The organism is Sphingopyxis sp. JAI128, assembly GCF_014207235.1.
Lineage (GTDB): Bacteria > Pseudomonadota > Alphaproteobacteria > Sphingomonadales > Sphingomonadaceae > Sphingopyxis.
This window is the reverse complement of sequence record NZ_JACHDA010000004.1, coordinates 337,499-362,500: the sequence shown is the minus strand read 5'-3', so window position 1 is coordinate 362,500 and position 25,002 is coordinate 337,499. Positions and strand designations below refer to the sequence as shown.

24 protein-coding genes are annotated in these 25,002 nt (G+C 66.2%); 8 read left to right on the top strand and 16 right to left on the bottom strand.

The features are described 5' to 3' along the window. Positions 1-49 precede the first annotated feature (49 nt). Positions 50-1,582: a lipopolysaccharide biosynthesis protein gene (locus tag HDC35_RS12375; RefSeq protein ID WP_184647167.1), complete on the top strand. Its 1,533-nt coding sequence runs from the start codon at positions 50-52 to the stop codon at positions 1,580-1,582. On the opposite strand, the gene HDC35_RS12370 is transcribed toward HDC35_RS12375, so the two are convergent. Beyond that, a complete protein-coding gene (locus HDC35_RS12370) occupies positions 1,567-1,992 on the bottom strand; it encodes a CBS domain-containing protein (protein ID WP_184647165.1) in 426 nt (141 codons plus the stop codon). The genes HDC35_RS12375 and HDC35_RS12370 overlap by 16 nt on opposite strands. 126 nt (positions 1,993-2,118) lie before the next feature. Here HDC35_RS12370 and HDC35_RS12365 point away from each other — a divergent pair, with 126 nt between their 5' ends. Next, positions 2,119-2,427 (top strand): hypothetical protein, encoded by a 309-nt coding sequence (locus HDC35_RS12365; RefSeq protein ID WP_184647162.1) that lies wholly within the window; start codon positions 2,119-2,121, stop codon positions 2,425-2,427. Beyond that, positions 2,417-2,803, top strand: a complete 387-nt coding sequence (locus tag HDC35_RS12360) for an acyl-CoA thioesterase (RefSeq protein WP_184647160.1) — start codon at positions 2,417-2,419, stop codon at positions 2,801-2,803. Before HDC35_RS12365 ends, HDC35_RS12360 begins: the two co-directional genes overlap by 11 nt. A 54-nt stretch (positions 2,804-2,857) precedes the next feature. On the opposite strand, the gene HDC35_RS12355 is transcribed toward HDC35_RS12360, so the two are convergent. From HDC35_RS12355 to hisS, 6 genes are all read right to left on the bottom strand, one after another. Then, complete coding sequence (locus HDC35_RS12355; RefSeq protein WP_260397697.1) at positions 2,858-4,450, bottom strand: DUF4139 domain-containing protein; 1,593 nt, start codon at positions 4,448-4,450, stop codon at positions 2,858-2,860. A 10-nt stretch (positions 4,451-4,460) separates the two neighbouring features. Then, a complete protein-coding gene (locus HDC35_RS12350; protein ID WP_184647158.1) occupies positions 4,461-5,846 on the bottom strand; it encodes a DUF4139 domain-containing protein in 1,386 nt (461 codons plus the stop codon). 77 nt (positions 5,847-5,923) lie between these two features. Continuing rightward, entirely contained in the window at positions 5,924-6,757 is an 834-nt protein-coding gene (locus HDC35_RS12345) for a DUF4167 domain-containing protein (protein WP_260397716.1), read from the bottom strand. A 245-nt stretch (positions 6,758-7,002) separates the two neighbouring features. Continuing rightward, positions 7,003-7,818, bottom strand: a complete 816-nt coding sequence (gene prmC / locus HDC35_RS12340) for a peptide chain release factor N(5)-glutamine methyltransferase (RefSeq protein ID WP_184647414.1) — start codon at positions 7,816-7,818, stop codon at positions 7,003-7,005. A gap of 1 nt (position 7,819) precedes the next feature. Further along, positions 7,820-8,887 (bottom strand): peptide chain release factor 1, encoded by a 1,068-nt coding sequence (prfA, locus tag HDC35_RS12335; RefSeq protein WP_184647154.1) that lies wholly within the window; start codon positions 8,885-8,887, stop codon positions 7,820-7,822. After that, a complete protein-coding gene (gene hisS / locus HDC35_RS12330) occupies positions 8,887-10,134 on the bottom strand; it encodes a histidine--tRNA ligase (protein ID WP_184647152.1) in 1,248 nt (415 codons plus the stop codon). Before hisS ends, prfA begins: the two co-directional genes overlap by 1 nt. A gap of 95 nt (positions 10,135-10,229) precedes the next feature. On the opposite strand from hisS, the gene HDC35_RS12325 reads away from it, so the two are divergent. After that, positions 10,230-12,164: a M61 family metallopeptidase gene (locus HDC35_RS12325; protein ID WP_184647150.1), complete on the top strand. Its 1,935-nt coding sequence runs from the start codon at positions 10,230-10,232 to the stop codon at positions 12,162-12,164. Between the two features lie 40 nt (positions 12,165-12,204). Then, complete coding sequence (gene ppa / locus HDC35_RS12320) at positions 12,205-12,741, top strand: inorganic diphosphatase (RefSeq protein WP_184647148.1); 537 nt, start codon at positions 12,205-12,207, stop codon at positions 12,739-12,741. A 40-nt stretch (positions 12,742-12,781) separates the two neighbouring features. Here the strand turns inward: ppa and HDC35_RS12315 are convergent, their stop codons facing one another. From HDC35_RS12315 to HDC35_RS12295, 5 genes are all read right to left on the bottom strand, one after another. Continuing rightward, the gene (locus HDC35_RS12315) at positions 12,782-14,083 is read right to left on the bottom strand and encodes a mechanosensitive ion channel domain-containing protein (protein ID WP_311770764.1); all 1,302 of its coding nucleotides are present in this window, start codon (positions 14,081-14,083) and stop codon (positions 12,782-12,784) included. Continuing rightward, positions 14,080-15,285: a cystathionine beta-lyase gene (metC, locus tag HDC35_RS12310; protein WP_184647146.1), complete on the bottom strand. Its 1,206-nt coding sequence runs from the start codon at positions 15,283-15,285 to the stop codon at positions 14,080-14,082. Before metC ends, HDC35_RS12315 begins: the two co-directional genes overlap by 4 nt. A 21-nt stretch (positions 15,286-15,306) precedes the next feature. Continuing rightward, positions 15,307-16,644, bottom strand: coding sequence for a chromate efflux transporter (gene chrA / locus HDC35_RS12305; RefSeq protein WP_184647144.1), 1,338 nt, complete (start codon positions 16,642-16,644; stop codon positions 15,307-15,309). Positions 16,645-16,804: 160 nt separating this feature from the next. Further along, entirely contained in the window at positions 16,805-17,647 is an 843-nt protein-coding gene (gene sseA / locus HDC35_RS12300; protein WP_184647142.1) for a 3-mercaptopyruvate sulfurtransferase, read from the bottom strand. Positions 17,648-17,846: 199 nt separating this feature from the next. Next, positions 17,847-19,217 carry a hypothetical protein gene (locus HDC35_RS12295; protein WP_260397696.1) on the bottom strand — a complete coding sequence of 457 codons (1,371 nt, stop codon included), beginning with the start codon at positions 19,215-19,217 and terminating at the stop codon, positions 17,847-17,849. Between the two features lie 119 nt (positions 19,218-19,336). Between HDC35_RS12295 and queF the strand changes: the two genes are divergently transcribed. Both queF and HDC35_RS12285 read left to right on the top strand, forming a co-directional pair. Next, positions 19,337-19,807, top strand: a complete 471-nt coding sequence (gene queF, locus HDC35_RS12290; RefSeq protein ID WP_184647140.1) for a preQ(1) synthase — start codon at positions 19,337-19,339, stop codon at positions 19,805-19,807. An 87-nt stretch (positions 19,808-19,894) separates the two neighbouring features. Then, a complete protein-coding gene (locus tag HDC35_RS12285) occupies positions 19,895-20,305 on the top strand; it encodes a thioesterase family protein (protein WP_184647138.1) in 411 nt (136 codons plus the stop codon). A 21-nt stretch (positions 20,306-20,326) separates the two neighbouring features. On the opposite strand, the gene HDC35_RS12280 is transcribed toward HDC35_RS12285, so the two are convergent. Further along, positions 20,327-20,557 (bottom strand): hypothetical protein, encoded by a 231-nt coding sequence (locus tag HDC35_RS12280; RefSeq protein ID WP_184647136.1) that lies wholly within the window; start codon positions 20,555-20,557, stop codon positions 20,327-20,329. Between the two features lie 81 nt (positions 20,558-20,638). Further along, positions 20,639-21,925: a cytochrome P450 gene (locus tag HDC35_RS12275; protein ID WP_184647134.1), complete on the bottom strand. Its 1,287-nt coding sequence runs from the start codon at positions 21,923-21,925 to the stop codon at positions 20,639-20,641. Positions 21,926-22,050: 125 nt separating this feature from the next. On the opposite strand from HDC35_RS12275, the gene HDC35_RS12270 reads away from it, so the two are divergent. Next, positions 22,051-22,677 (top strand): bifunctional 2-polyprenyl-6-hydroxyphenol methylase/3-demethylubiquinol 3-O-methyltransferase UbiG, encoded by a 627-nt coding sequence (locus tag HDC35_RS12270; RefSeq protein ID WP_184647132.1) that lies wholly within the window; start codon positions 22,051-22,053, stop codon positions 22,675-22,677. 51 nt (positions 22,678-22,728) lie between these two features. Here the strand turns inward: HDC35_RS12270 and HDC35_RS12265 are convergent, their stop codons facing one another. Then, complete coding sequence (locus tag HDC35_RS12265; protein ID WP_409437951.1) at positions 22,729-24,324, bottom strand: helicase HerA-like domain-containing protein; 1,596 nt, start codon at positions 24,322-24,324, stop codon at positions 22,729-22,731. Positions 24,325-24,611: 287 nt separating this feature from the next. After that, entirely contained in the window at positions 24,612-24,980 is a 369-nt protein-coding gene (locus HDC35_RS12260) for a VOC family protein (protein ID WP_184647406.1), read from the bottom strand. Positions 24,981-25,002 lie beyond the last annotated feature (22 nt).

Here is a 25,002-nt window from a genome sequence, read left to right as displayed (position 1 = left end):
TTCAAAAGTTGTTCGAGGCGCCGGGAAGGGCCCTGGCCGGAAGGACGAAATGGTGAGTGAAAGCGCGGAATTCAAGGGTTCTACCCTCGACGGAGAGAGCAAGGAGGCCTTTGGAAGCCGCGTGAGGAGCGCGGTTATCTGGCGTTCGGGCAGCCAGATTCTGGCGCAGATCATCACCTGGGCGTCGACCTTGCTCGTGATTCGCCTGCTCGATCCGTCGGATTACGGCCTTTTTGCGATGACGCAGGTGGTTCTCGCCTTCCTCGCCTTCCTCAACGGCTGGGGATTCGCGAGCGCGTTGGTGCAATCCGATTCGATCGACCCGTTCCGAATCAGGCAGGCATTCGGCCTCCTTCTCCTCCTCAATGGCCTGCTTGCCGCGATCCAGTTCTTCGGCGCCCCGATCGCCGCGGCCTATTATGGGCAACCCATGGTCGCCGACCTCCTTCGCGTGCAGGCCCTGCTGTTTCTCGCAACGCCGTTTATCGCTCTCCCCGAAGTGATGATGAGCCGCGCGCTCGATTTCAGGCGCCAAGCGGTCGTCAATCTGGTCGCAGCGCTCGCGGGCGCGAGCACCGCGCTTGCGTGCGCGCTCGCGGGATACGGGGTGTGGACGCTCGTCTATGCGCCGCTCGCGATGTTCTGGACGCGCGCGATCGGGCTGACGCTCGTCGCGCGGCTGCTCGTCTGGCCGAGCTTCAACTTCAAGGGCTGCGGCCAGATCATCGGATTCGGATCGGCAGTTCTCTTCAGCCAGCTCTTCTGGCTGGTGCAAAGCCAGTCCGATATCTTCATCGCGGGCGGCCGATTCGAGCCCCATGCGCTCGGCCTGTATGCCGAGGCCCTGTTCCTGGCGCAGATCTTCATGGCGAAGTTCGTCCCCCCGCTGAACGAGGTCGCCTTTCCCGCCTATGCGCGAATCAAGACCGACATGCCCGCGGTGCGCTGGAGCTTCCTCAAGACGGTGCGCGTATTGATGCTCATCGCCGCGCCCTTTTACTGCGGGCTCGCGGTGGTCGCCGCGCCGATGGTCGAAACGCTCTTCGGCAGCAAATGGCTGGGCATGGTGCCCTATATCCAACTCCTCTCGCTCGCACTGATCCTGATGACGGTGCAGATCCTCTTCGCGCCCGTCACCAACGCGCTCGGCAAGCCGTCGATTTCGATGTTCACCGCGATGAGCGGGGCGATTCTTTTCCCCGTCGCCTTTCTGATCGGCGCCGAGTGGGGCCTGATCGGCATGGCCTGGGCGTGGCTGTTCGCAGCGCCGCTCCTGCTGCTCGCGACCGCGCGCCTGTCGGCTCCGCTGATCGGCGTAACCCTGTGGGACATCGCGCGGGCGATGCTTCCGGGACTCGCGCCCGCGCTCGTGATGGCGATCGGCGTCGGTTTCGCGGCCGAGGCGATCGCGCCGCTCGGCCTTACCGCACCGGTGCAACTCGCCGCGCTCGCGGCGCTCGGCATCGCCTTATATGGAGCGCTGCTCTGGATGCTCGAACGCGAGGCGATCGACGAGATGGTCCGATTGGTGTTGCGCCGCCGGCCGCCGGCCGAAGAGGCGCCGAATCAGGAGGCGATATAGTCGCGCATGGCCGAGGCTTCGGCCTCGATCCGGTCGATGCGATATTTGACGAGGTCGCCGATCGACACGAATCCGACGAGTCGCCCGTCGTCGACGACGGGAAGGTGGCGGATACGGCGCTGGGTCATTTGCGACAGAGCCCCAATGACGGCGGTTCGCGAATCGCAGGTGATCGGCGATTTGGTCATCACCTCGTCGAGCTGGCGGTCGAGCGCCTCCGGACCATAGGAAGACATCAGCCGGACAAGGTCGCGCTCGGAAAAAATCCCGACGATCGCCTCCCCTTCCATCACCGGCACCGCGCCGATGCGATGCTGGGCGAGGAGGTCGAGGACTGCGCGAACCGTGTCATCCTTGCGCGCCGAAATTATCGGGCCCGTGCGCCCGTGCAGGATCGCTCCGATCGTCATTCCATGCCGCTCCCATGCCGATTCTCTGGAGAGCGAAGCCTATCATGATTCGGAGCAAAGCCGAAACGCGCCACCCGACCCCATTCGCGCTTGGCCTTCCCCGCCCGCTGGTCCATGGAGACGCCCATGGTCAAACGCTCCCCGCTCGACGACGGCGCTACATCGAAGGTCGCCTGGGCACGCTATCGCCGCCTGATGAAGGGTATGGCGCTGGTGTCGCTGTTCGCGGTCGTCGGCGCGCTCGGCTGGCTGCGTATTTCCATGGGTGATCGATTGACCATCCATATGATCATCGCGACCGCCGCGGGCGTCGGCCTGTCGGTCTTGCTCGGCGCCGCGCTGATGGGCCTCGTCTTCCTGTCGAGCGGCAGCGGCCACGACGAGGCGATCGAAGACCCTTTCGAAGACGACCCGGATATGAACCATGACCGATAAGCCAGATTGCCCGCGCGACCCGATATTGCGCGTCGTCCCCCGCCCCGCCGACATCAATGCCAACGGGCATATCTTCGGCGGCTGGGTGCTCTCGCAAATGGATATCGCGGGCGGCATCGTCGCGGGGCGCGAGGCGCAGGGTGCGGTCGCGACGGTCGCAATCGAATCGATGGAATTCATCGCGCCGATCCTGCTGCGCGACATCATCTCGGTCTATGCGACGCTCGAACGGCGCGGGCGGACTTCGATGGGCATCAGAATCGAGGTGATCGCGACGCGCGACGGCGGCCGGACCGAAGAAAAGGTTACGGGCGGCCTCTTCACCTTTGTCGCGCTCGACGAGAATCATCGCCCGCGCGCGCTGCCGCCCGCCTGACCCGAATCGGTCGCGCAGCCCCTTTCGGGCAATGGCCGGCGCGAGGAGCCCAGTTTACCCGTTCGTCAGCTTCTGCCGAAAGATCTGGACGATGCTGTCGTTCGCGGGCACGCGCACGCGCCACACCCAGTTCGACCCGCGTCGTTCCCACCCGGCGGGTTCGGGATCGAGCGCGAAGGGAATCAGCATTTCCACCTCTGCATCGAAAGATCGCGCGTTGGTGAGCGTGACCTCCCACGTCCGAGATTCGCCCTTGGCGTCGCGATCCTTGACCAGCGCACGGAATTGGACCGCCGGGCTGCGGCCGATATCATAATCGACGCGCTCGTCCTTCGCCTTGTCGCCGATCGGTGCCTCGCCGACGAGCAGGCGACGACCCGCGACCGTCTCGAACACCGCTGCGGTACCAGCGGGAAGTGCGAGGCCGAGCCCGTCCGATTCGCGATTCTGGACGCGCAGCCGCATCACCAGCGGTTGCGGCGATCCATTGTCGTGCAGCGTGCCGGCATAAAGTTGTTCGACCGCGACCTTGTCCTTCACGAGCAGCGCGACCTGCTTCTGTCCCTTCGCCGACACATCGACACGAAAGGGAATGCGATAGAATTTGAGGTCGCCGAGGTCTTCGGCGGGCGGCGGCGGCGCGGGCGGTGGGGGTGGCGGAGGCGGAGGCGGAGGGGCCGCCATGGCCATCGCGCGGCGATCCACCCGGCTCGCGGTCACGACCACCTCTTCGGCAGCCATGCCATAATCCTGTTCGATCTCGATGATCGGCGGCAATTCCCATAAAGGGTGCGTGCTGGTGATATCCATCGGCCAGCATTTGAGCACCAGCGGCCCCGGCGCGCCGCGCGGCAGCGGCGGGCTGTACATTTTGTTCAGGCGGCCCGCGATGACGTTGAGCTGCGCCCCGGGAAAGCTCGTCACGCCGCCGTTCGCCACGGTGATCCAGCCGGTCATGCCCAGCGTCTTTCCGTCGGCGCCGCGGTCGGCGACATAATTGGCGGCCCAGTCGAATCCTTCGGCCAGATAGAGAAGCTGGATTGTCACCGTCCGCGCGGTCTTGCTTTCGACCAGCACCGACAGGGTCGGCTTCGCTGACAGATCCTTCGGCATCCGGGGATAGAGCATGCGTTCGGGAAGCCCCGAGCAAGCCAGCGCCTCGACCCCCGCTGCGGTCTGGAGAATCACGCCGCCGTTCGGGCCCGACTGGATCACCGCTTCCTGCTCCACGGTTTTGCCGGTCGCGATGTTCGTGCGGCGCAAGGTAACGCTGCGCTTCAGATAGGCGTCGACGAGGCCCGCCGGCGACAAGAGCCGCGCATCGCGGTTCTTTTCGATCACCCCGTCGGGAAACCCGCCGACCACCGCGGTTTCGGGGAGCAGGCCTTCGGCGACGCCTTCGAATCGCACCACCGAGGTTCCTGCGGGCAGCGTGACGGTGCGCGTTTCGGTGATGAAGGCGAAGCCCCGTGGCCAGTTCGGATTGATCGGCCCCGCGCCGCGGCCTGGCGCGCGATAGACGGTGACCGCGGCATCGTCGATCCTGGCCGATACGACGATCGGCGATCCGCCTTGCGCCGATAGCGGCACGGGCGCCGACAGCGCCGCGAGCGCCAGAAGCAGGGCCGGCAGGAAGCGATCGCGCATCGCGCGGCGCTCAGTAACGCGTGTCGAAGGTGGCGGTCAGTTCGGCCTTGCCGTTGGCCGGCACCGGCACCTGCCATTCGACGCGATCGGCCGATACGCGCTCTCCCTTCAGGCTTTCGTCGGCAATCCGCACATCCCCCCAGAGCCCGTCCTGCGCCACGAGCACGGTCACGGGCCCCGGCCGCGCGTTGCTGACCAGATATTTCATCTTGGTCACCCAGCGCGAATCGCCCTTGCGCGTGCGCGAGACAACGGTCGTCTGGACTTTCACGTCGAAGGCGTCGCCGGTGCGCAGCGACATCGCCGACCCCATCGGCGTGTGGTCGATGCGATTCTCGCCGATGAACTGCGGATCGCCGCGCGCGTCGCGCATATAGACGCGGATCGTTCCCGCGGGCAGCTGGTCGCCGAGCCCGCCCTGCCGCGAGGTCGAGAAGCGCAGCACGCTGGCGGTGCTCACCGGGTCGGTGCTGCTGCCCATCCAGCGGTTGACGAATTCATAGGTCGACTGCGCCGGCGCGCCCTTCACGTCGAGGAAGCTGACCTGTTTCTGCTGCGCGTTGGCGATCGTCGTGCGCGCTGCGAGCGGATACAGATAATAGTCGCCGAGGCGTTCGCGATCGTTCGATTCGGTCCCCGCCGAATCCATCGATCCCGTCATCTGGCGAAACCCGCCTCCGCCGCCCGGGCTGCCCGCCACCAGCAGCGTGCGCGCATTGTTGAAGGTCGTGCCCGTGCTGTTGGTCAGCGTGACCCAGCCCTGGATATCCATCGCCCCTTTCGCCGCGTCGAACAGCGCAACATAATCGGCGGTCCAGCCGAGATTGGGGGTCAGGTACGACAGCCGTGCCGGGATGGTGCCCGCGCTTGCGGCATCGACCGTCACCGACAAGGTCGGGCGCGCGCGCAGGTTCGGCGGCAGGCGGTCGAACACCGCGCGCACCGGCAGGCCGTCGTCGCGCAGCACCTCGATCCGTTCGCCGATCTGGAGCACGATACCGCCGTTGGCCGCCAGCACCTTGGCGCGCTCGGTCCGTTCGGCGCCGGTCGCGGGATTGGTGCGGACGAGGGTGATCGACTGGCCGACCGCCTTGTCCATCAGCTTGTCGGGGGTGAGCAGGTCGAAATCGAAATTCTGCTCGACGATCCCGATACCGGGGCCCGACAGCGTAACCGTTTCGGGACGGATCCGGGCCGACACATCGGAGAATTCGATGCGGTTGCGCCCGACCGTGACGCTGAGCTGGCGGTCGTCCTGCACCAGCGACTGGCCGTTGTTATAGATGGTGACGGCGACGTCACCCTGCGCATTTCCGGACGCGGCATCCTGCGCAAAAAGAGCGGTCGACGCGCCGCCGACGAGCAGCGGCAGACAGGCCAGAGCCAACACGCGCATAAAAACCTCCCCGCAGGATATGTCCCGCGGAGAGGCTATGTCATGCGAATCGTAAAAACCAGCGTGAAATCGCTGGCTTATTCGGCGGCTTCGACATCGGTGCCCCGCGCTGCGAGCGTGCGGCGGGTACGGCGCGGCTTGGCGGCCGGCGTTTCTGCCTCGGCTTCGCCATCGGCGCCGCGTTCGGGGCGGCCGATCGCGGGCGGAAGAACCGCCGTGTCGATCCCGGCATCGCCGTCGTCCGGGCCGGCTTCCTGACGCGGGCGACGCGCCGGGCGGCGCGGAGCGCGGGGCGCGCGGGGCTCTTCGACAACCGCTTCGCGCGCGGTGGCTTCGCCGCCGCCATCGCCATCGGTGCGACCCTCGCCCTCGTCGCGATTGCGAGCCGCCCGACCGCGCGACGGCTGGCGGTTGCCGCGGCTGTCGTCGTCGCGATCGGCGCGCGCTTCGCGGTTGGCCCGCTGGCCGCGGTCGCTGCGATCATTCCGGTCGCTGCGCTCGGCGCGGTCGTCGCCATTGTCGCTGTCGTTGTCAGCATCGATATCGGTGTCGGTATCGTCATGACCGTCGAAATCCTCGACCCCGCGAATCTCGCGGCTGCGATCGTGGCTGCGTTCCTGTCCGTTCGCGGCGGCCTTTTCTTCCTGCCGGGCGCGAAAATCGCTCACGACGCGGAAATAATGGTCGGCGAACTGGAGATAATATTCGGTCTGGACGCGGTCGCCGGCAAGCTGGGCGTCGCGCGCAAGATTGCGATATTTCTCGATCATCTGGGCGCCGTTGCCGCGCGCCCGGCTGTCGATGCGGTTGGCCTGGTCGACGCCGCCGCGCCCACCGGACTGCGACCGGTTGTTATTGTTGTTGCTGTTATTGTTGCGGCCGCGACGGCGACCGCTCTGTCGGTTGTTCATGTTCAACTGAGACATCCTGATAAGCTAATAAGCTACGCCAACCCCATTTTGGCCGACCGCGATATGCGCGTCGCGCCCGCGCTTCCTGCGCGGTTCCCTTTACCGCTTGCGCCGGACCCCACGGTCCGCACCAGCATCGTAAGTGGGAAGCAGACCGGCCGGACCATCGAGGGACCCCGGTCGGGTCTGTGAGCCGCCCCTACCGCGCTTTCGGGCGTAAACCAAGCAAATTCTTGCGGGGCCGGTCAGGCGCGGGTCAGCAAAAGCGCCCTGTCGCGGCGGCCAAGGTCCTGTTTGCATGCCACGGAAAGGCCCGCCGCTTCGGCGAGGTCGGATACCGATATGCGTTGCCGGTACCCGATTTCAAGTATTGCGACCCCGCCGCAGGTCAATAATCGGCGCAAATCGGGAAGGATCCGGCGATAATCGTCGAGCCCGTCGGCGCCCGCGAACAGCGCCCCTGCCGGTTCGTGATCGGCTACGTCCGGCATCAGCGCTTCGCTGTCGGCGATATAGGGGGGATTGCAGAGAATGAGGTCGAATGGCCCGTCGACCCCGGCAGCCCAGTCTCCGACACGGAAACGCGCCCGGTCGCCCATCCCGAGATCGCCGGCGTTCGTTCTGGCCCAATCGACCGCCTGCTGGGATTCGTCGATGCCGAGGCCCTGCGCCGCGGGCCATTCGGCCAATGCCGCCAGAAGCAATGTCCCGGGGCCCGAACCGAGATCGAGCACGCGCTTGGGCCCGTTGGCCCCGAAATAATCGATCGCCGCTTCGATCAGCGTCTCGCTGTCGGGCCGGGGGATCAACATCCCGGGACCGACCTTCAACCGGATCGTCCAGAAGTCGCGATGCCCGACGATATAGGCAACAGGCTCGTGCCGCATGCGGCGGGCGACCAGCGCGCCGAAATCCTGCGGCAAGGCAAAGCGCGACGGGTCGAGAAGCAAGGCCGGCCGCTCGACGCCCAGCGCATGCGCCATCAGCAGTTCCGCATCGAGGCGCGGGGTATCTGACACCGCCGCAAGCCGCTGCGCCGCCGCACGCAGCGCAGTCGCGATCTCAGTCACCCAGCCCCGCCAGTCGCTGCGCCTGATCCTCGGCGATCAGCGCGTCGATCAGCTCGTCCATTTGCCCTTCGATAATCTCGGGCAGGCGGTGGAGCGTCAGGTTGATGCGGTGGTCGGTCACGCGCCCCTGCGGAAAATTATAGGTACGGATACGTTCCGACCGGTCGCCCGACCCGACCATCGACTTGCGCGCCGACGCCTCGGCGCTGTGGATCTTCTCGCGCTCCAGATCATAGAGCCGCGCGCGCAGCACCTGCATCGCCTTGGCGCGATTCTTGTGCTGGCTGCGCTGGTCCTGCTGGATCACGACCAGGCCCGACGGGATATGCGTGATGCGGATCGCCGAATCGGTCGTGTTGACGTGCTGTCCGCCGGCGCCCGACGCGCGGTAGATGTCGATCTTCAGGTCATTGTCGTTGATCGCGACGTCGACCTCCTCGGCCTCGGGCAGCACGGCCACGGTCGCGGCGCTGGTGTGGATACGCCCCTGGCTTTCGGTCGCGGGGACGCGCTGGACGCGATGGACGCCGCTTTCGAACTTCAATTTGGCAAAGACGCCCTGCCCCGTCACCGAAGCGACGACTTCCTTGTAGCCGCCGACCTCGGCCTCGTTCGCCGAAATAACCTCGACCTTCCAGCCCTGTCCGTCGGCATAGCGGCTGTACATACGGAGCAGGTCGCCCGCGAACAGCGCCGCCTCGTCCCCGCCGGTGCCCGCGCGGATTTCGAGCATCGCGGCGCGTTCGTCGGCAACATCCTTGGGCAGCAGCTTGATGGCAAGATCATGCTCGGCGGCGGGCAGCGCGGTTTCGATCGCCGTCATCTCTTCCTCGGCCATCGCCTTCATTTCGGGGTCGGCGAGCATTTCCTTGAGCGACACAAGCTCGCCGCGCAGCCGCGTCACTTCGGCGGCGGCGTTCGCGACGGGTTCGAGCTCGGCGAACTCCTTCGACGCCGCGACGAAATCGGCGGGTGCCATATCGCCCGTCGCCATGCGCGCCTGCAGCGCGGCGTGCCGCTCGATGATGGCGTCGATCTGCTTGGAGGAAACGGAGGTCATCAGAGTGCGCTAATGATAGCGCTGCCCGATATTGTCAGCTCATCGTCGCCGCGAATATTGACGTAGGGCTCGCCATCGCGCGTTCCGATCGAAATCAGCGCGCGCGCAGGAATCTTGCCTGCCTTGTCGAAACGTTTGCGCGGCGAACCCGTCGCCACGATTTCGGTTGCAAAGCCCTTATTGCGAAGTGCGGCCAGCGCATTCATCGCGAACATCAGGCGGCCGTCGTCCTCAAGAGCAATCACAAAGTCGAGCCGGGTGTCGATGAGGTCGTCGGCGAGCAGCATCGCCAGCCGCTCGATCCCAGCCGCCCAGCCAACCGCCGGGGTCGGCGGCCCGCCCAGATTTTCGATCAGCCCGTCATAGCGACCGCCGCCGAGCACCGTGCCCTGCGCGCCCAGCCGGTCGGTCACGAATTCGAACGCGGTGTGGCGATAATAGTCGAGCCCGCGCACCAGCCGTGCGTTGCGTTCCCATGCGACGCCCGCGGCGTCGAGCCCCGCGGTGACGGCGCCGAAGAAATCCTGTGCCTCGTTCGTCAGAAACGCATCGATGTCGGGCGCGCTGTCGGCGATCGGGCGGTCGCGCGGATCCTTGCTGTCCAAAATCCGCAGCGGATTCTTGTCGAGCCGCGCGAGGCTGTCTTCGCTGAGGTCGGCCTTACGCCCCATGAAATGCTCGACCAGCGCGGCGCGCCAGGCGTCGCGGCTCGCGGCATCGCCGAGGGTATTGAGCGTCAGCGTCACCCCCTCGGCGACCCCCAGCTCCTTCAAAAGCTGGTCGGCAAAGACGAGCAGTTCGGCATCGGCGAGCGGGCTGTCGCTGCCCAGCACTTCGGCGTCCAATTGGTGAAACTGGCGATAACGCCCCTTCTGCGGTCGCTCGTAGCGGAACAGCGGGCCGTGCGTCGCCACCTTGAGCGGCGCGAACTGCTGCCAGCCATTGCTTATATAGGCGCGCGCGATGCCCGCGGTAAATTCGGGGCGCAGCGTGATCGATTCGCCGCCACGGTCCTCGAACGAATACATTTCCTTCGACACGACGTCGGTCGTTTCACCAAGGCTGCGCGCGAACACCGCGGTCGGCTCGATCACCGGCACCTCGATCCGCTTGTAGCCGTAAAGGCGGCGGACCCGTTCGAACGTCTCCACGACATAAGCGAAACGGTCGGCGAAATCGCCGAGCATGTCCTGCGTGCCGCGCACGGGTTGCGGAGTCGGGATTTTCGCGCTTTTGTCCTTGCTCATGGCGGCGGCGTCTAATGCTTTTTCGTCGAAAGGCAAAGCGTGCGTGCAGCGCCTTGGCTGGACCTTCGCGACATTTGGCGGCAGAGGTGCTCCTCATGAAAAAAGCCTTGTTCGTCGCAGCGACCGCCATCGCCGCCCCCGTCGCCATTTCCCCCGTTTACGCGCAGGAAGCAGTCAGTCGCCCGCAGCCGGTCGTCCAGCCGCTGACGATCCCGCTGCCCGCCGACAAGCCTTATCCCGGCACGATGACGCTGAAGGTCGATGCGACCGATGTCGCGCGCGGCATTTTTCATGTCCGCCAGACGATCCCGGTGGCGAAGTCCGGCAAGTTGACGCTGCTCTATCCGGAATGGCTGCCCGGCAAGCACGCGCCGCGCGGCGCGATCGCCGAAGTCGCGGGGTTCAAGGCTAGCGCTGCCGGCAAGCCGCTCGCCTGGACACGCCAGCCGACCGACGTCTATGCCTTCGATATCGACGTGCCGGCGGGCACGAAGAACGTCGAGATCGCGTTCGATTTCCTGTCGCCGACGCGCACGAGCGAAGGCCGCGTCGTCGTCACACCGGCGATCATGAATCTGCAATGGGAACAGGTCAGCCTCTATCCCGCCGGCTATTTCACCCGGAATATTCCGGTGCAGCTCGATGTGATGCTGCCCGACGGCTGGACGGGTGCATCGGCGCTCGACGGGCTCAAGGTAACGGGCAACCGCTACAGCTTTGCCGCCACCAATTATGAGGTGCTCGTCGACAGCCCGATGTTCGCAGGGCGATATTTCCGCAAATGGGACCTTGGCAACAAGGTAACGCTGAACGTCGTTGCCGACGAGACGAAATATCTGGAGGCCAGCCCCGACCATATCGCGCGCCACGCCGCGCTGGTGTCCGAGGCGGTCGCTCTGTTCGGCGTTCGCCACTTCGACCGCTATGAATTCCTGCTCGCGCTGACCGACGAGCTCGGCGGCATTGGGCTCGAACATCATCGCAGCAGCGAAAACAGTCGAAACCCCGACTATTTCACCAAATGGAACGATAATGACGCCGAACGCGGGCTGCTCCCGCACGAGCTGGTTCACAGCTGGAACGGCAAATATCGCCGCCCGGATAAATTATGGACGCCCGATTACCGCACGCCGATGCAGGACAATCTGCTGTGGGTTTACGAAGGCCAGACGAGCTTCTGGGACCTTGTCCTCGCGGGGCGCTCTGGAATGCAGTCGAAGGAGATGATCCTCGCCGAATGGGCGACCAACGCCGCCAATTACAGTACGCAGCCGGGCCGCGAATGGCGGTCGGTCGAGGATACGACGCTCGACCCGGTCATCGCGGCGCGCAAACCCAAGCCCTTTGCAAGCTGGTCGCGGAGCGAGGATTATTACAATGAAGGCAGTCTCATGTGGCTCGAGACCGACATGCTGATCCGCCAGGCGACGAACAATGCGAAGAGCCTCGACGATTTCGCCAAGACCTTCTTCGGCGGGCGCGAGGGCGATTTTGGGCAGGATACATATGATTTCGACGATGTTCTCTCCGCACTGAACGCGGTGCATCCGTACGACTGGGCGAAATTCCTGCGCGAGCGCATGCAGGCGCCGGGGCGCCCCGCGCCGGTCGGCGGGATCGAACGCGCGGGTTACAAGCTCGTCTGGCGCGACACCCCCAACGTCTTCGATCGCGACCGGATGGCGCAGGCAAAGAACGCCGACCTGACCCACAGCCTCGGCCTCGTCATCGACAAGGATGGCGTCGCGGGCGGTATCCTGTGGGACGGCCCGGCGTTCAGGGCCGACATCGTGAACGGCACCAAAATCGTGGCGGTCGACGGGCTGAGCTATAGCCGCGAGCGGATCGAGACGGCGATTCGCGCCGCGACCGACGGCAAGACGCCGGTACGCCTGATCGTCGAGCGCGGCGGCCGCTATCGCAACATCGATATCGATTATCACGGCGGGCTGCGCTGGCCGCACCTCGAAAAAACGGGGAGTGGCCCCGACTGGTTCGATCCGCTATTGGCGCCGCGCCGCCAGCTTTAAAAGATTCGGCGGAGAACAGAACAAAGGACTGAATTCTCCCATGCGCATCGACCTGATCCCCGCCGGCGACAGCCCGCCCGACAGCCTGAACGTCCTGATCGAAGTCCCGATCGGCGGCGAGCCGGTGAAATATGAATTCGACAAGGCGTCGGGCGCCTTGTTCGTCGATCGCTTCCTCCACACGCCGATGCGCTACCCCGCAAACTATGGTTTCGTGCCGCACACGCTGGGCGAGGACGGCGATCCGCTGGACGCCCTGGTCGTCGCGCGGTCGCCGATCGTCGCAGGCGCGGTGGTCAAATGCCGCCCGGTCGGCGTGCTGAAGATGGTCGACGATGCCGGCGGCGACGAAAAGCTGCTGTGCGTCCCCGTCAACAAGACCTTCCCCTATTATGACAAGGTCGCGACCTACAAGGACATGCCCGAAATCGTGCTGCAGCAGATCGAGCATTTCTTCACCCACTATAAGGACCTCGAACCCGGCAAATGGGCAAAGCTCAACGGCTGGGGCGACGTCGACGAGGCGAAACGCATCATTGTCGAGTGCATCGAACGCGCAAAGAAAAACGGTTTTTGACACGGAGGGCGCCCCGGCGAAGGCCGGGGCCGCCCCTTGCTCAGCCTTTGGGCTTTGCGACCTTCGCCGGCTTGGCATCGGGCATATCGCGAAGATGCACGTCGCGCTGCGGGAAGGGGATTTCGATTCCCGCGTCCTGGAACTTGTCCCAGATTCGCAGGAACACATCGCCCTTGATGTTGCCGAGCCCGCCCTCGGGATCGGTGATCCAGAAACGCACCTCATGATCGACGCTGCTGTCGCCGAAACCGGTGATCCAGCATACGGGCGCCGGTTCGGCGAGCACGCGTTTCGATTCCTTCGCGGCCTCGATCATCAAGGCCTGCGCCAGGCGGAGGTCGGTGTCATAGGATACGCCGATCGCGATCTTCACGCGCACCGTCCGGCTCGAATAGCTCCAGTTCTCGACCTCCTGCGTCATCAGATTCTCGTTGGGAATCAGATGCTCCTTGCCTTCGCGCGTGATGACCGAGACCGCGCGCACGCCGATCTTGTTCACCCAGCCAAAGCTGTCGCCGACAACGATCACGTCGCCCGGCTTGATCGAACGGTCCATCAGCAGGATAATCCCCGCGATCAGATTGCCCACGGTTTTCTGCAAGCCGAAACCGATCGCAAGGCCGAGCGCTCCGGAGAAGACGGCAAAGGCCGTGAGGTCGATACCGAGCAGATCGATGCCGACGAAAAAGGCGGCGACGACGATCACCACCGCCGAAATCTTCTCGATCAGCAGCCGCTGCGTCGGGTCGAATTTCTCGTTGCCGCGGATCACGCGCTTCAGCACCCGGTTGGCAAGCCGGACGAGCGTGAACAGGATGATGACCGTCAGCAGGATATTGATCGCGGTCAGCAGCGAGAAATGGCGCGCGCCGATCGAAAAGCCGAAGGCATCGAGACGGTCCTGGAGCGATTCGAGCCCGCCGACCGCACGCGACAGCATGACGACCAGCGCGACGAACGCGCCCGTCAGCGCCGCGACGTCGCCAAGCCCGACCCCGATCAGGATATTGCGCACCAGCGCGGCGACGCTCACCGCCAGTACGGTGTCGAGCAGAAGCAGCGCATAGGGGTCCCACGGCCATACCGCACCAGCAACCCCGATAACCAGCAGGACCGAAAGCCAGCCGAGCATCGGGCCCACACGCTGCGTCAGCGGTCCTCTCGCTTCGAACTCCTGCCCATGCAGCCAGTCCGAAATGCGCGGCCCAAGACGCTGTTTGACCAACCAGCCGGCGCCGAAGCCCAGCAACGCCAGCCCTCCGGCCATGCCGAGTTCGACCAGCTGCGCGTCGGCGAACGCGGGAAAGCCCATCCGCGCGAGGAGGTCATCGAGGCCGTTCACGGCCGGATCGCCGCAAGACCGCGTTCCAGATCGGCGATCAGGTCGGCGGCATCCTCGAGCCCGATCGACAGGCGAACGAGCGGATCGGGGTCGGACCATGTCGTCGCGGTCCGGATCTCCGCCGGGTTGCTCGGGACGACGAGGCTTTCATAACCGCCCCAGCTGAACCCGATCCCGAACAGCGACAGCGCCTCGATAAAGCGCACCCGGCCGGCATCGTCGGCGCCTTTGAGCGTGAAGCCCAACAATCCGCTCGCACCGTGAAAGTCGCGGGTCCACAGCGCATGCCCCGGATCGCCCGGCAGCGCGGGATGCAGCACCCGGCCGACTTCGGGCCGGGCGGCAAGCCAGCGCGCGACCGCAAGCGCGCTTTCGCCGTGCCGCGCGAGCCGGACGTCGAGCGTGCGCAGCCCGCGGAGCATCAGGGCGCAGTCGTCGGGCGACACCGACAGGCCCAATTGGTACGTCGCGCTGCGCAGCCGGGGCCAAATCGCCTTCGGCGCGGTCAGCGACCCCATCATCGCGTCGCTGTGCCCGCCGACATATTTGGTGAGGCTCATCGCCGTCACGTCGATGCCCATAGCCAGCGCGGGAAAGAGCAGCGGCGTCGCCCAGGTATTGTCGAGCATCGTCAGCACGCCGCGTTCGCACGCGACCCGGACGATGGCCGGAATGTCCTGCACCTCGAAGGTCAGGCTGCCCGGCGATTCGAGGAAGATCAGCCGCGTTTCGGGCCGGATCAGCTCGGCGACACCCGCCCCGACCAGCGGATCATAATAGGTCGTCGAGACGCCCATGCGCGCCAGCATGCCGTTGCAGAAGCTGCGCGTTGGTTCATAGGCACTGTCGACCATCAACAGATGATCGCCGGGCGACAGCAGCGCGAGCAGCCCCGCCGAAATCGCGGCGACGCCCGAAGGATAGAGCAATGTCCCCTCGGCCCCCGGCTCGAGGCCGGTCAGCGCGTCGGCGAGCGCCCACACCGTCGGCGTGCCGCGGCGACCGTAATAAAGCTTGTCGTGCGTCGCATGGCCGCGCGCCTTCAGGTCGGCGATATTGTCGTAGAGAATCGTCGAGGCGCGCCAGACCGGCGGGTTGACGACGCCCCCGCCGAGCCGCGGATCGCCGGTCCATTCGGGCCGGCGCCCGCCCTGCACAAGCCTGGTCGCGGGGCGGAAATTCTTGTCGTCGCTGCTGTTCATCCCCACCTTGTTAGCGGAGCGCTACGCAAAATCCAGTAGCGGCCCGCCGAGCCCGAGGATGAGCCCACCCGCCGCGCAGATCGCGAGCATCGGGATGATCCCGAGCCTGAAGCGGAAGAGCAGCAGAAAGGCGAGCGCCGACAGCAGCAGCGCAGGCCGGTCGACGCTGGCGAGCACCGGCAGGTCGAGCCCCCACGCTGTCGGCTCCAACTGGCGGAACAGCACGTGCAGCGCGAACCACAAGGACAGGTTGGCGATCACGCCGACGACCGCTGCGGTCACCGCCGCGAGCGCGCCTTTCAGTCCCGCGGCGCGTTCGAATCGGTCGATCCACGGCGCCAAGGCGAAGATCCACAGGAAACAGGGCGCGAAGGTCACCCACAGGGTCAGCAGCGAGCCAAGCAGCGCCGCGACGAACGGCGTGAAGGGCGCGGCGTCGCGCCAGGCCGCGAGGAAGCCGACGAACTGCGTCACCAGGATCAGCGGTCCCGGCGTGGTCTCTGCCAGCCCCAGCCCGTCGGCCATCTCGCCAGGGCGCAACCAGCCGAAGCCCGACACCGCCTCCTGCGCCATATAGGCGAGTACCGCATAGGCCCCGCCGAAGGTCACGACCGCGAGCTGCGAGAAAAAGGCGCCGATGTCCCACAGCACATGATGGCGGCCCAAGGTAACAAGGATCAGCAGCATCGGCGCGGCCCAGATCGTAGCCCACAGCAGCACCGCCGTCAGCGATTCGCGCCACGCCGACCGGCGCGGCGGCGCGGCGCCATCCTTCGCGGGCGCCAGCTTCATCCAGCCGGGCCGCCAGCGCGCCGCGGCCCAGCCGATGGCCAGCGCCGATATCACGACGATCGGGAAAGGCGCCGCAAAGGCGGCGAGCGCGACGAAGGAGGCAACGGCAATGCCGCGCAGCAGCGGCGTCTTGAGCGCGCGGCCCGCGATCCGCAGCAGCGCCTGCACGACGATCGCCAGCACCGCCGCCTTGATCCCGACGAACAGCGCCGCGAACCAGTCGAGCCCGGCCGCCGTCACATACATCAGGGACAGGCCGAACATCACCAGCGCGCCGGGGATGACGAACAGCAGCCCCGCCGCCAGCCCGCCGCGAAAGCCGTGCAGCCGCCAGCCGATCCACGTCGCGAGCTGCTGCGCTTCGGGACCGGGAAGCAGATGACAGAAGTTGAGCGCGTGGAGGAAGGTCGATTCATCGACCCAGCGCCGCTCGTCGACGAACTCGCGATGCATCAGCGCGATCTGGCCCGCGGGGCCGCCGAAACTCAACCAGCCGATGCGCGCATAGGCGCGAACGGCCTCGCCGAAAGCGGGTGTCTTGAGGGGTGCGTCGGAGACATCGGTCATCGGTCATGCTTCTCCATCCGGCTGAGCCGGGCGAAAAAGCAACGCTTGGGCGGGTACCTGACCGGGAGGTTGCCTTGCCCCGATGCCGCGACACTGAAGCCGCGGACCGGAGCAGGACAAGCCATAAAAAGCTGCGCGGCCGCGAAGCCGTGCTTCACGCTCAGGCGGCGCCGGTTGCCTTGGGGGTCGCCGGGTCGGCGCCCCATTCGGTCCAGCTACCGTCGTAGACCGCGACATCGTCCTTGCCGAGGAGGTGGGCGCCGAACGCCACCACCGTCGCGGTCATGCCGCTGCCGCAGGTCGTCACCAGCGGCTTGTCGAGATCGACCCCAGCGGCGTCGAATGCCGCCTTCAGATCGTCGCCGCGCTTCCACGTGCCGTCGGCGTTGAACAGCTGGCCATAGGGCAGGCTGCGCGAATTCGGAATGTGCCCGGGCGCGAGGCCGGGACGCGGGTCGCGTTCCTCGCCGGTGAAGCGCGCCGCGCCGCGCGCATCGACGACCTGTTCGGCGCCGCTGGCGACATTGGCGAGCATCTGGTCCTTGGTCCGCACCGCCTTGGCATCGCGCCAGACAGTGAAGTGGCGGTGGCGCAGCGTCTGCTTGCCCATTTCGAGCGCACGGCCCTCGGCCTTCCATTTGGCGAGGCCGCCGTCGAGCAGCGCGACATCGTGCGCGCCGAACAATTTGAGCAACCACCAGGCGCGCGCCGCGCTTTTCAGCGGGCTGTCGTCGTACAGCACGATCCGGCTGCCGTCGCCAAGGCCGAGCGATTGCATGCGGCTGGCGAATTTCTCGGCCGGCGGCGCCATATTTTCGATGTCAGAGGACGCATCGGTCAGTTCGGCCAGGTCCATGAAGACCGCGCCCGGGATATGCCCCGCCTCATATTCGGCACGCGCATCGCGCCCTTCGTCGGCCAGAAATTTCGTCGCGTCGACGACCCGAAGGTCCGATGCCCCCAGTTCGCGTTCCAGCCAGTCGGTTGAGACCAAGGCGTCCATGTCATGCTCCTGTTACGACCGTCCGGGAACCTGTTTGCCTGTCCCTCGCCCGGCCATCCTGCTGTGGCTGTGGGGCCATAACCCCCTATTCTTTCCGGGGAACAGTCAGCCTATGCCCCGGCCTGCGCTTTTTCAAGCGCAGTCAGTCCTGCCTCAGCCGATGCTGCACCGCAACAGAAAAGCGTGTCTTTTTGGGCCGCTACTGCGCGCGCTTGAGCGCCGTCGCGCGCGCGCCAGGATGGTCGACCCGGTAGGATGCACGGTCGAGCGGGAGTGGGGCGAGCTTTTCGCTACCGCCGCCGCCCTGTTCGCGGCCGAGCACGAAACTGCCGGCATTCTGCCCAAAGGCTTCGCCTTCGCCGTCCCAATGATAGGTCACATCGAACGCGATCACCGGAACGAGCATGGGCTTGCCGCCGATCATCAGCGGTTCGATCGCCGCGCGCGGCAGCATGACCTCGGTCGACAGGTCCTCCCCCGCGCCCACCGTCAGCGCGATATCGTCGCGCAGCACGCTGCCGCCCGCGCCGTCGAAGAATCGGGCGAGCACCGCTTCGGGCATCGCCGAGCCCTGCCCCAGCGCGACGCGGACCATCAGCCCCGTGGCGGGCAAATTGCCCTGGTTTTGCAGGTGGAGCGTAAATCCGACCGCGACATGATCGGACAGGATTTGGATGCTGTGCATTGTCAGCGTCATGCCGACGATGGCGCGCTGTTCTCCCGAAGCTCGCGTGACGAGCGGCGAGGCCGCGCGCGGCGAGCCCACATTGGAAGCCGCCCGTGCAGGCGCCAGGTCGGGCTCCGGCGCGGGACGCGGGGCGGGCCGCATGGCCGGGGCGACGGCGCGCGGCGATTGCGGCTGCGGCGGCTCGCCTGCGCCTTCGTCGGGGGCGGGGGCGGGGGCGGGGGCCGCCGCGACGGGGCGGCGGCGCCAATACCAGAAACCCGCGGCAAGCGCGGCAAGCGCCGCCAGCAACCACGCCCAGAGCGGCGTTCCCGCGCTGTCCCCCGTGCTCACGGCGTCGGGCAAGCTCTCTGCGGGCGCGTCATCGACGACGCGCGTCGCCGTATCGGGGGGCGCGGCGGTACCGGCCGCCTCCTCTTCCAGCGGCGGCGATGCCGCGCCGTCCGAGGTCGCAGGTCGCTCGCGGGTATCGGGGCCGGCATCGGGCGCCGCGCGCCTGGCCGCGGGCGATGGCGTGTCACGCCGCGCCGGCGCGGCCGGTTCGGCGGACGTCGTCGTGGCGGGCCGGGTCGTGGCGGGCCGGGTCGGCGCGACGCGCGGCGGCGCCGGGGTGGGAGCGGGCGCGGGGGTCGGCTGCGCTCCGGGGCGCTCGCCCGGCGCGATCGGCGGCAGGCCATTGTCGGCCGGCCCCTGAACGCCGGGCGTGCGGCCGTCGTCGGCGGGCGGCAGGCGGAAGTCGATCGGGCGCGACGAGGATGGCGCAGGGGACGGGTTCCCGTTTTCCTGCGCACCGGCGAGCGGCGCGGCGGCGACGCTTGCCAGCGCCAACGCCGCCAGCGGCCATCGCGCCGCCCCATGTCCCTGCCCCATCTTGCTGTCCGTCATTCTGCTTTAGCGATCCCGAATCATTCCTGCTGGGCCGGGGCCGCTGAATCGACCCTGAACCCGGCCGAGTCCGATATGTCGGCGGTGACATCGGCCGCGCTGCGCACTAGAGGCTTTCCATGACCGATTCCAGCCCTACCCCGCTCGCGCCCAAACATCTCGGCCAATCGAGCGAACTGCCCGTCGCGCCCGAGGCCGCGGTGCTCGACTATGTTCCCAACCCGCGCGCCGGCGAGCTGTATCTCGTCCGCTTTGCCGCGCCCGAGTTCACTTCGCTCTGTCCCGTCACCGGCCAGCCCGATTTTGCGCATCTCGTCATCGATTATGCGCCGGGCGACACGATCGTCGAATCGAAGAGCCTGAAACTGTTTCTCGGCTCCTTTCGCAACCATGCGGGGTTCCACGAGGATTGCACCGTCGGCATCGGACGCCGCCTGTTCGACGAAATGCAGCCCCAATGGCTGCGCATCGGAGGCTATTGGTATCCGCGCGGGGGGATTCCGATCGACGTTTTCTGGCAATCGGGCGCGCCGCCCGCTGGCCTGTGGCTGCCCGACCAGGGCGTTGCCCCGTACCGCGGGCGGGGCTGATAGGACAAGCGGCACCGGCGGGTGCCGCCTTAACATGATCGATAATTCATCTTTCCGTCACAGAATATTGACATTAGTGTCAGCGTTATGACCGCTACATCGCTTCCGCACGACCATACTATCGCCGTTGGCGCCGACCAGATCGATTTCATGGGACATGTGAACAACGCCCATTATTTGAGCTGGGTGCAGGAAGCGGTGCTGTCGCACTGGCGCCACATCGCGCCACCCGACGCGGTCGCGGCGCATCTGTGGGTCGCGCTGAAGCACGAGATCACCTATCGCCGCCCCGCTTTCCTCGACGACGAGGTCATCGCGACCGTGATCCTCGAAAGGGTGCAGGGTGCGCGCGCCTTTTACGAAACGATCATCAAGCGCGGCGAAGAGGTGCTGGCCGAAGTGAAGTCGAGCTGGTGCTGCATCGACGCCGAAACGCTCCGCCCGGCGCGGCTGGCTAGCGAAGTCGTCGCGCGCTTCTTTCCGGGCGAAAAGCTTTAGCGTCCCGCCCTTTCAGCGGGGTCAGGGGCTGACCGGCTCGTCGTCGTTATCGTCGATCACCAGCCAGATTCCGCCGGCGATAATCGCCAAGCCGAGGACAATCGCAATCCAGCTTGCGCCTTCGAGTTCGCTCGCGTCTTCGGTCGCGCTTACCGCGCTCGCGTTGATGGCGGGGGCGGCCGAAGCAACCACCGGGGTGACGATCATAGAAGTCGCCGCGAACGAAATCGCGGCCTTTTTGAGGAGAGACATGGCAGGTTCCTTTTACAGTCGGATAGGGAACGCACGCGCCGCGCGCTATGTTCCATCATTCCACCTGCCAGAGGCGTCGGCCTATCGCACGTCGAACCGGATCGGCAGGCGCTTGAGCCCGCCGACGAACACCGATTCGACCCGCGCCGGTTCGCCGGCCATTTCGAGGCGCGCCAGCCGCGGGAGCAATTCCTCCATCAGGATGCGCATTTCCATGCGCGCGAGATGCTGGCCGAGACAAACATGCGCGCCGAAGCCGAAGGCGATCTGCTGATTCTTCTCACGGTCGGGGTCGAAGGCAAAGGGGTCGCCGAATACGCCCTCGTCGCGGTTGGCGGAAACATAGTTCAGCATCAGCCAATCGCCCGCGCGGATCGTCTGGCCGCCGATTTCGACATCTTCCTTTGCGCTACGCATGAAATGCTGGACCGGGGTGGTCCAGCGGATCGCCTCTTCGATCAGCCCCGCCTTGTCGCTTTGCGCATCGCGAAACCGCTCGAAAAGCGCGGGATTTTTCGCCAATTCCATGATGGCGCCCGCGGTCGATGCGCTCGTCGTGTCGTGCCCCGCCGTCGCGATGATCATATAATAGCCGGCGAGTTCGCGGTCGGGGATCTGTTCGCCGCCGACCATCGCGTTCGCGATCACCGTCGCGATATCCTCGCGCGGGTTAGCGCGGCGATCGGCGGTCAGGGCGCCGAAATAATTTTCGAAATCGGCGATGACATGATGGAGCATCGCGATCGCCTGCTCGGCGCTGGTGATCGCTTCCCTGCTTCGATTGAGCTCGGGGTCGGTCGAGCCGAACAGCTGCTGCGTCAGCATCAGCATGCGCGGTTCGTCCTCGGGCGGCACGCCCAATATGTCCATGATGACGCGGAGCGGATAATGCGCCGCGACGTCGCGCGCAAAGTCGCATTCGGGCCCCGCGGCGAGCATCGCATCGACCGTCTCGCGGGCCAGCGTCCGGATGCGATCTTCGACGATCTTCAGATTCTTGGGCATGAACCAGCTCTGGGTGAGCAAGCGGTATTTCATGTGGTCGGGCGCATCCATCTGCACCAGCGAGCGGATCAGATGGCCGTCGTTGTTCGGCGTCGCGGCGCGCGCGATCGCCTCGCCGTCGCGGTTGGTCAGCACGGTCGGACGGATGCCGTTCGCGAATCGCTGGGGGTCGCGGCTGATCGCCATGATGTCGGCGTGTCGCGTCACCAGCCAGAAGGGGTCGTGATCGGGATTCTCCGCGATTGCCAGCGGCGCGTTCGCGCGCGCCCAGGCGAGCTGGCGGTGCAGCGGGTCCCATTGGCCATATGCGACGGGGTCCACGACGGCGGCGGCTACCTCTCCAGGCAATATAGGTTTTGTCATGCAACGAAGCTGCCGCAACGCGGGGCGCTTGTCGAGCCACTACGGAGGGCGGTAATGTCCCGAGCCGATGGCGGAGAAACACCGTCACCCGCGACGTCACCAACCACCGGGAGAGGAGCGCCAGGATGAGCACCGATCGGGACACCGTGCGGTCCTATGATGCGGTCGCAGCGGAATATGCCGCGGAGGCCGCGGCGATGCCCGAATGGGTCGCAGCGGAGATCGATGCCTTCGTGACCGGGCTCGGGGGATCGGGCCGGGTGCTGGAGATCGGAAGCGGCGGCGGACGCGATGCCTTCGCGCTCGAGGAGCGGGGGCTGAGCGTCCGGCGCACCGACATTGCGCAGGGTTTCGTCGACCTGCTTCGCAAGGGTGGGTACGATGCCGACCAGCTCGACCCGCTGAACGACAACCTCGCCGACCCCGAGCATCCCGGTGCACCCTATGACGCGGTCTGGGCGTGCGCCTGCCTGATCCACGTCGCGCGCGCGGATTTCGGCACGTTGCTTGGGCGGCTTGCCGCGGCAACCCGCACCGATGGCCGACTCCACGTCTCGGTTCGAGAGGGGGACGGCGAGACCATATCCACGGAGGGCAGCGCGGCAGCACCCCGGCGTTACGTCGAAACCTACTGGCGCGAGCCCGCCCTGCGATCCGCAGTCACGGACGCCGGCTGGATCGTCGACGAGATACGCCGGTGCATCGGAAGGCCCGGCGATGAATGGCTGAGCGTTCGGGCACATCGGGCATGACGCAAGGGTCGGCGACAGCAGCGAGGCTCAGCGCTATCGTCGCTGCGTCGCTCATTTGAACAGGCTACCCAAGATGCCGCGCATCAGCTGGCCGCCGAGCTTGCCCGCGACCTGCCGCCCGATGCTCGTTGCCGCCGAGCGCGCCGCCGACTGCACCATCTTTTCGGTCATCGACGGCTTCGCAGCTTCGCGCGCCGCGGCCTTTTCCAGCCGCAGCCGCTCGCGCTCTTCAGCGGCTTTCACCTTCGCCGCTTCCTTGGCCGCGACCGCCGCCTGCTTGTCAGCCTCGGCCTGCGCCTTCGCCTCGATCGCCGCGGCCTGCGCCTGATCGGCCTTCATCGCGAGCAATTCCTCGGCGCTCTCGCGGTCGACCGCGGTGTCATATTTGCCCTCGACCGGCGAAATCGACTTGATGATCGCGCGCTCCTTGGCGTCGAGCGGCCCGGCGCGTGAGCAGGGCGGCTTGATCAACGTGCGCTCGACCGGCGACGGCGCGCCGTCGGGCATCAACAGCGACACCAGCGCCTCGCCGACCTTGAGCTCGGTAATCTCGCGCGCGACATCGATCTTGGGATTGGGGCGGAAGGTGTCGGCAGCGGCCTTGACCGCTTTCTGGTCGCGCGGGGTAAAGGCGCGCAGCGCGTGCTGAACGCGGTTGCCGAGCTGGCCCGCGACATCTTCGGGAATGTCGATCGGATTTTGCGTGACAAAATAGACGCCGACGCCCTTCGAACGGATCAGGCGCACGACCTGTTCGATCTTTTCGGTCAGCGCGGGCGGCGCGTCGTCGAACAGCAGATGCGCCTCGTCAAAGAAGAAGACGAGCTTGGGTTTGTCGGGGTCGCCAATCTCCGGCAGCGTTTCGAACATCTCGCTGAGCAGCCAGAGCAGGAAGGTCGCATAGAGCTTGGGGCTCGCCATCAGCTTGTCGGCGGCGAGGATGTTGACATAGCCGCGGCCATTGTCGTCGCAGCGGATCATGTCGTGGATGTCGAGCGCGGGTTCGCCAAAGAAATGCGCGCCGCCCTGGCTTTCGAGCGTCAGCAATTGCCGCTGAATCGTGCCCACCGTCGCCTTGGACACATTGCCATATTTGGTCGTCAGCTCGTCGGCATTCTGGGCGCACCAGACGAGCATCGCCTGCAAATCGCCAAGGTCGAGCAGCAGCAGATTCTGTTCGTCGGCGACCCTGAACGCAATCGCCAGCACCCCCTCCTGCACCTCGTTCAGCCCCATCAGCCGTGCCAGCAACAGCGGCCCCATTTCCGAAATCGTCGTGCGGACGGGATGCCCCTGTTCGCCGAACAAGTCCCAGAAAATCACCGGATTGTCACGGTACGCCCATTCGGTATCGCCGATTTCGGCGGCGCGTTTCGAAAAGGGTTCGTGAACCTTCGCCATCGGGCTGCCCGCCATCGCCATGCCGGCAAGGTCGCCCTTGACGTCGGCGACGAACACCGGGACGCCGACCGCCGAAAAACCTTCGGCCAGCCCTTGCAGCGTCACCGTCTTGCCGGTGCCGGTCGCGCCTGCGATCAGCCCGTGACGGTTCGCACGCTTGAGTACGAGCGACTGCCGCGGCCCGTCCGCCGCACCGCCCCCGCCAAGGCCGATATAGATTTCGCTCACCGCGCTGCCGTCGCTCACCCACTGTCCTCCACTTCTGGTTCCTGTGAGGTCTAGAGTGGCGGGGCGGGACAGGCAATTGGCAATGGGATCGGGGTTGTCGGCAGAATGGCGGATGGCGAGCGGTCGCGGACATCAATCCTCCCTGTCCCGCAGGCATGGGGAGGTGGCAGCCCGAAGCGCCGACTGAAGGGCTATGGCGCGAGGCTGCGGCCCCTCCACCATCGCCTGCGGCGGCGGTCCCCCTCCCATGGCTTCGCCACAGGGAGGATATTAGCGTCCCCTCCCAACCCCAATGCCGCCGGGCGTCATCCCATGACGAAGGCGTTGAGTTTGTTGCCGTCGGGGTCGCGGAAATAACCGGCGTAAAAGCCCTCGCCGCGCGGTCCGGGCGGGCCTTCGCAGGTGCCGCCATGGGCGAGCGCGATGTCGTAGAGGCGATGGACCTGGTCCTTGTCCTTCGCTTCCAGCGCGACCATCACACCATTGCCGACCGTCGCCTCCTTGCCGTCGAACGGCTTGGTCAGGCCGATACCCGCACCGCCGCCGGGCTTGCCCCACGCGATGAAGCCGTCGAATTCCATCATGCGCGGCGTGGCCAGCTCGGCCGCAATCGCGTCGTAAAATACCGCCGCCTTGGCAAGGTCGCGGGTTCCCAAGGTTACATAACCGATCATCATCGCATCTCCCGACTCGGTA

Coding starts and splice junctions, on each gene's coding strand:
- HDC35_RS12375 (WP_184647167.1), top strand. CDS start 50: ATGGTGAGTGAAAGCGCGGAATTCAAGGGTTCTACCCTCGACGGAGAG.
- HDC35_RS12370 (WP_184647165.1), bottom strand. CDS start 1,992: ATGACGATCGGAGCGATCCTGCACGGGCGCACGGGCCCGATAATTTCG.
- HDC35_RS12365 (WP_184647162.1), top strand. CDS start 2,119: ATGGTCAAACGCTCCCCGCTCGACGACGGCGCTACATCGAAGGTCGCC.
- HDC35_RS12360 (WP_184647160.1), top strand. CDS start 2,417: ATGACCGATAAGCCAGATTGCCCGCGCGACCCGATATTGCGCGTCGTC.
- HDC35_RS12355 (WP_260397697.1), bottom strand. CDS start 4,450: ATGCGCGATCGCTTCCTGCCGGCCCTGCTTCTGGCGCTCGCGGCGCTG.
- HDC35_RS12350 (WP_184647158.1), bottom strand. CDS start 5,846: ATGCGCGTGTTGGCTCTGGCCTGTCTGCCGCTGCTCGTCGGCGGCGCG.
- HDC35_RS12345 (WP_260397716.1), bottom strand. CDS start 6,757: ATGAACAACCGACAGAGCGGTCGCCGTCGCGGCCGCAACAATAACAGC.
- prfA (WP_184647154.1), bottom strand. CDS start 8,887: ATGACCTCCGTTTCCTCCAAGCAGATCGACGCCATCATCGAGCGGCAC.
- hisS (WP_184647152.1), bottom strand. CDS start 10,134: ATGAGCAAGGACAAAAGCGCGAAAATCCCGACTCCGCAACCCGTGCGC.
- HDC35_RS12325 (WP_184647150.1), top strand. CDS start 10,230: ATGAAAAAAGCCTTGTTCGTCGCAGCGACCGCCATCGCCGCCCCCGTC.
- ppa (WP_184647148.1), top strand. CDS start 12,205: ATGCGCATCGACCTGATCCCCGCCGGCGACAGCCCGCCCGACAGCCTG.
- metC (WP_184647146.1), bottom strand. CDS start 15,285: ATGAACAGCAGCGACGACAAGAATTTCCGCCCCGCGACCAGGCTTGTG.
- chrA (WP_184647144.1), bottom strand. CDS start 16,644: ATGACCGATGTCTCCGACGCACCCCTCAAGACACCCGCTTTCGGCGAG.
- sseA (WP_184647142.1), bottom strand. CDS start 17,647: ATGGACGCCTTGGTCTCAACCGACTGGCTGGAACGCGAACTGGGGGCA.
- HDC35_RS12295 (WP_260397696.1), bottom strand. CDS start 19,217: ATGACGGACAGCAAGATGGGGCAGGGACATGGGGCGGCGCGATGGCCG.
- queF (WP_184647140.1), top strand. CDS start 19,337: ATGACCGATTCCAGCCCTACCCCGCTCGCGCCCAAACATCTCGGCCAA.
- HDC35_RS12285 (WP_184647138.1), top strand. CDS start 19,895: ATGACCGCTACATCGCTTCCGCACGACCATACTATCGCCGTTGGCGCC.
- HDC35_RS12280 (WP_184647136.1), bottom strand. CDS start 20,557: ATGTCTCTCCTCAAAAAGGCCGCGATTTCGTTCGCGGCGACTTCTATG.
- HDC35_RS12275 (WP_184647134.1), bottom strand. CDS start 21,925: ATGACAAAACCTATATTGCCTGGAGAGGTAGCCGCCGCCGTCGTGGAC.
- HDC35_RS12270 (WP_184647132.1), top strand. CDS start 22,051: ATGAGCACCGATCGGGACACCGTGCGGTCCTATGATGCGGTCGCAGCG.
- HDC35_RS12260 (WP_184647406.1), bottom strand. CDS start 24,980: ATGATCGGTTATGTAACCTTGGGAACCCGCGACCTTGCCAAGGCGGCG.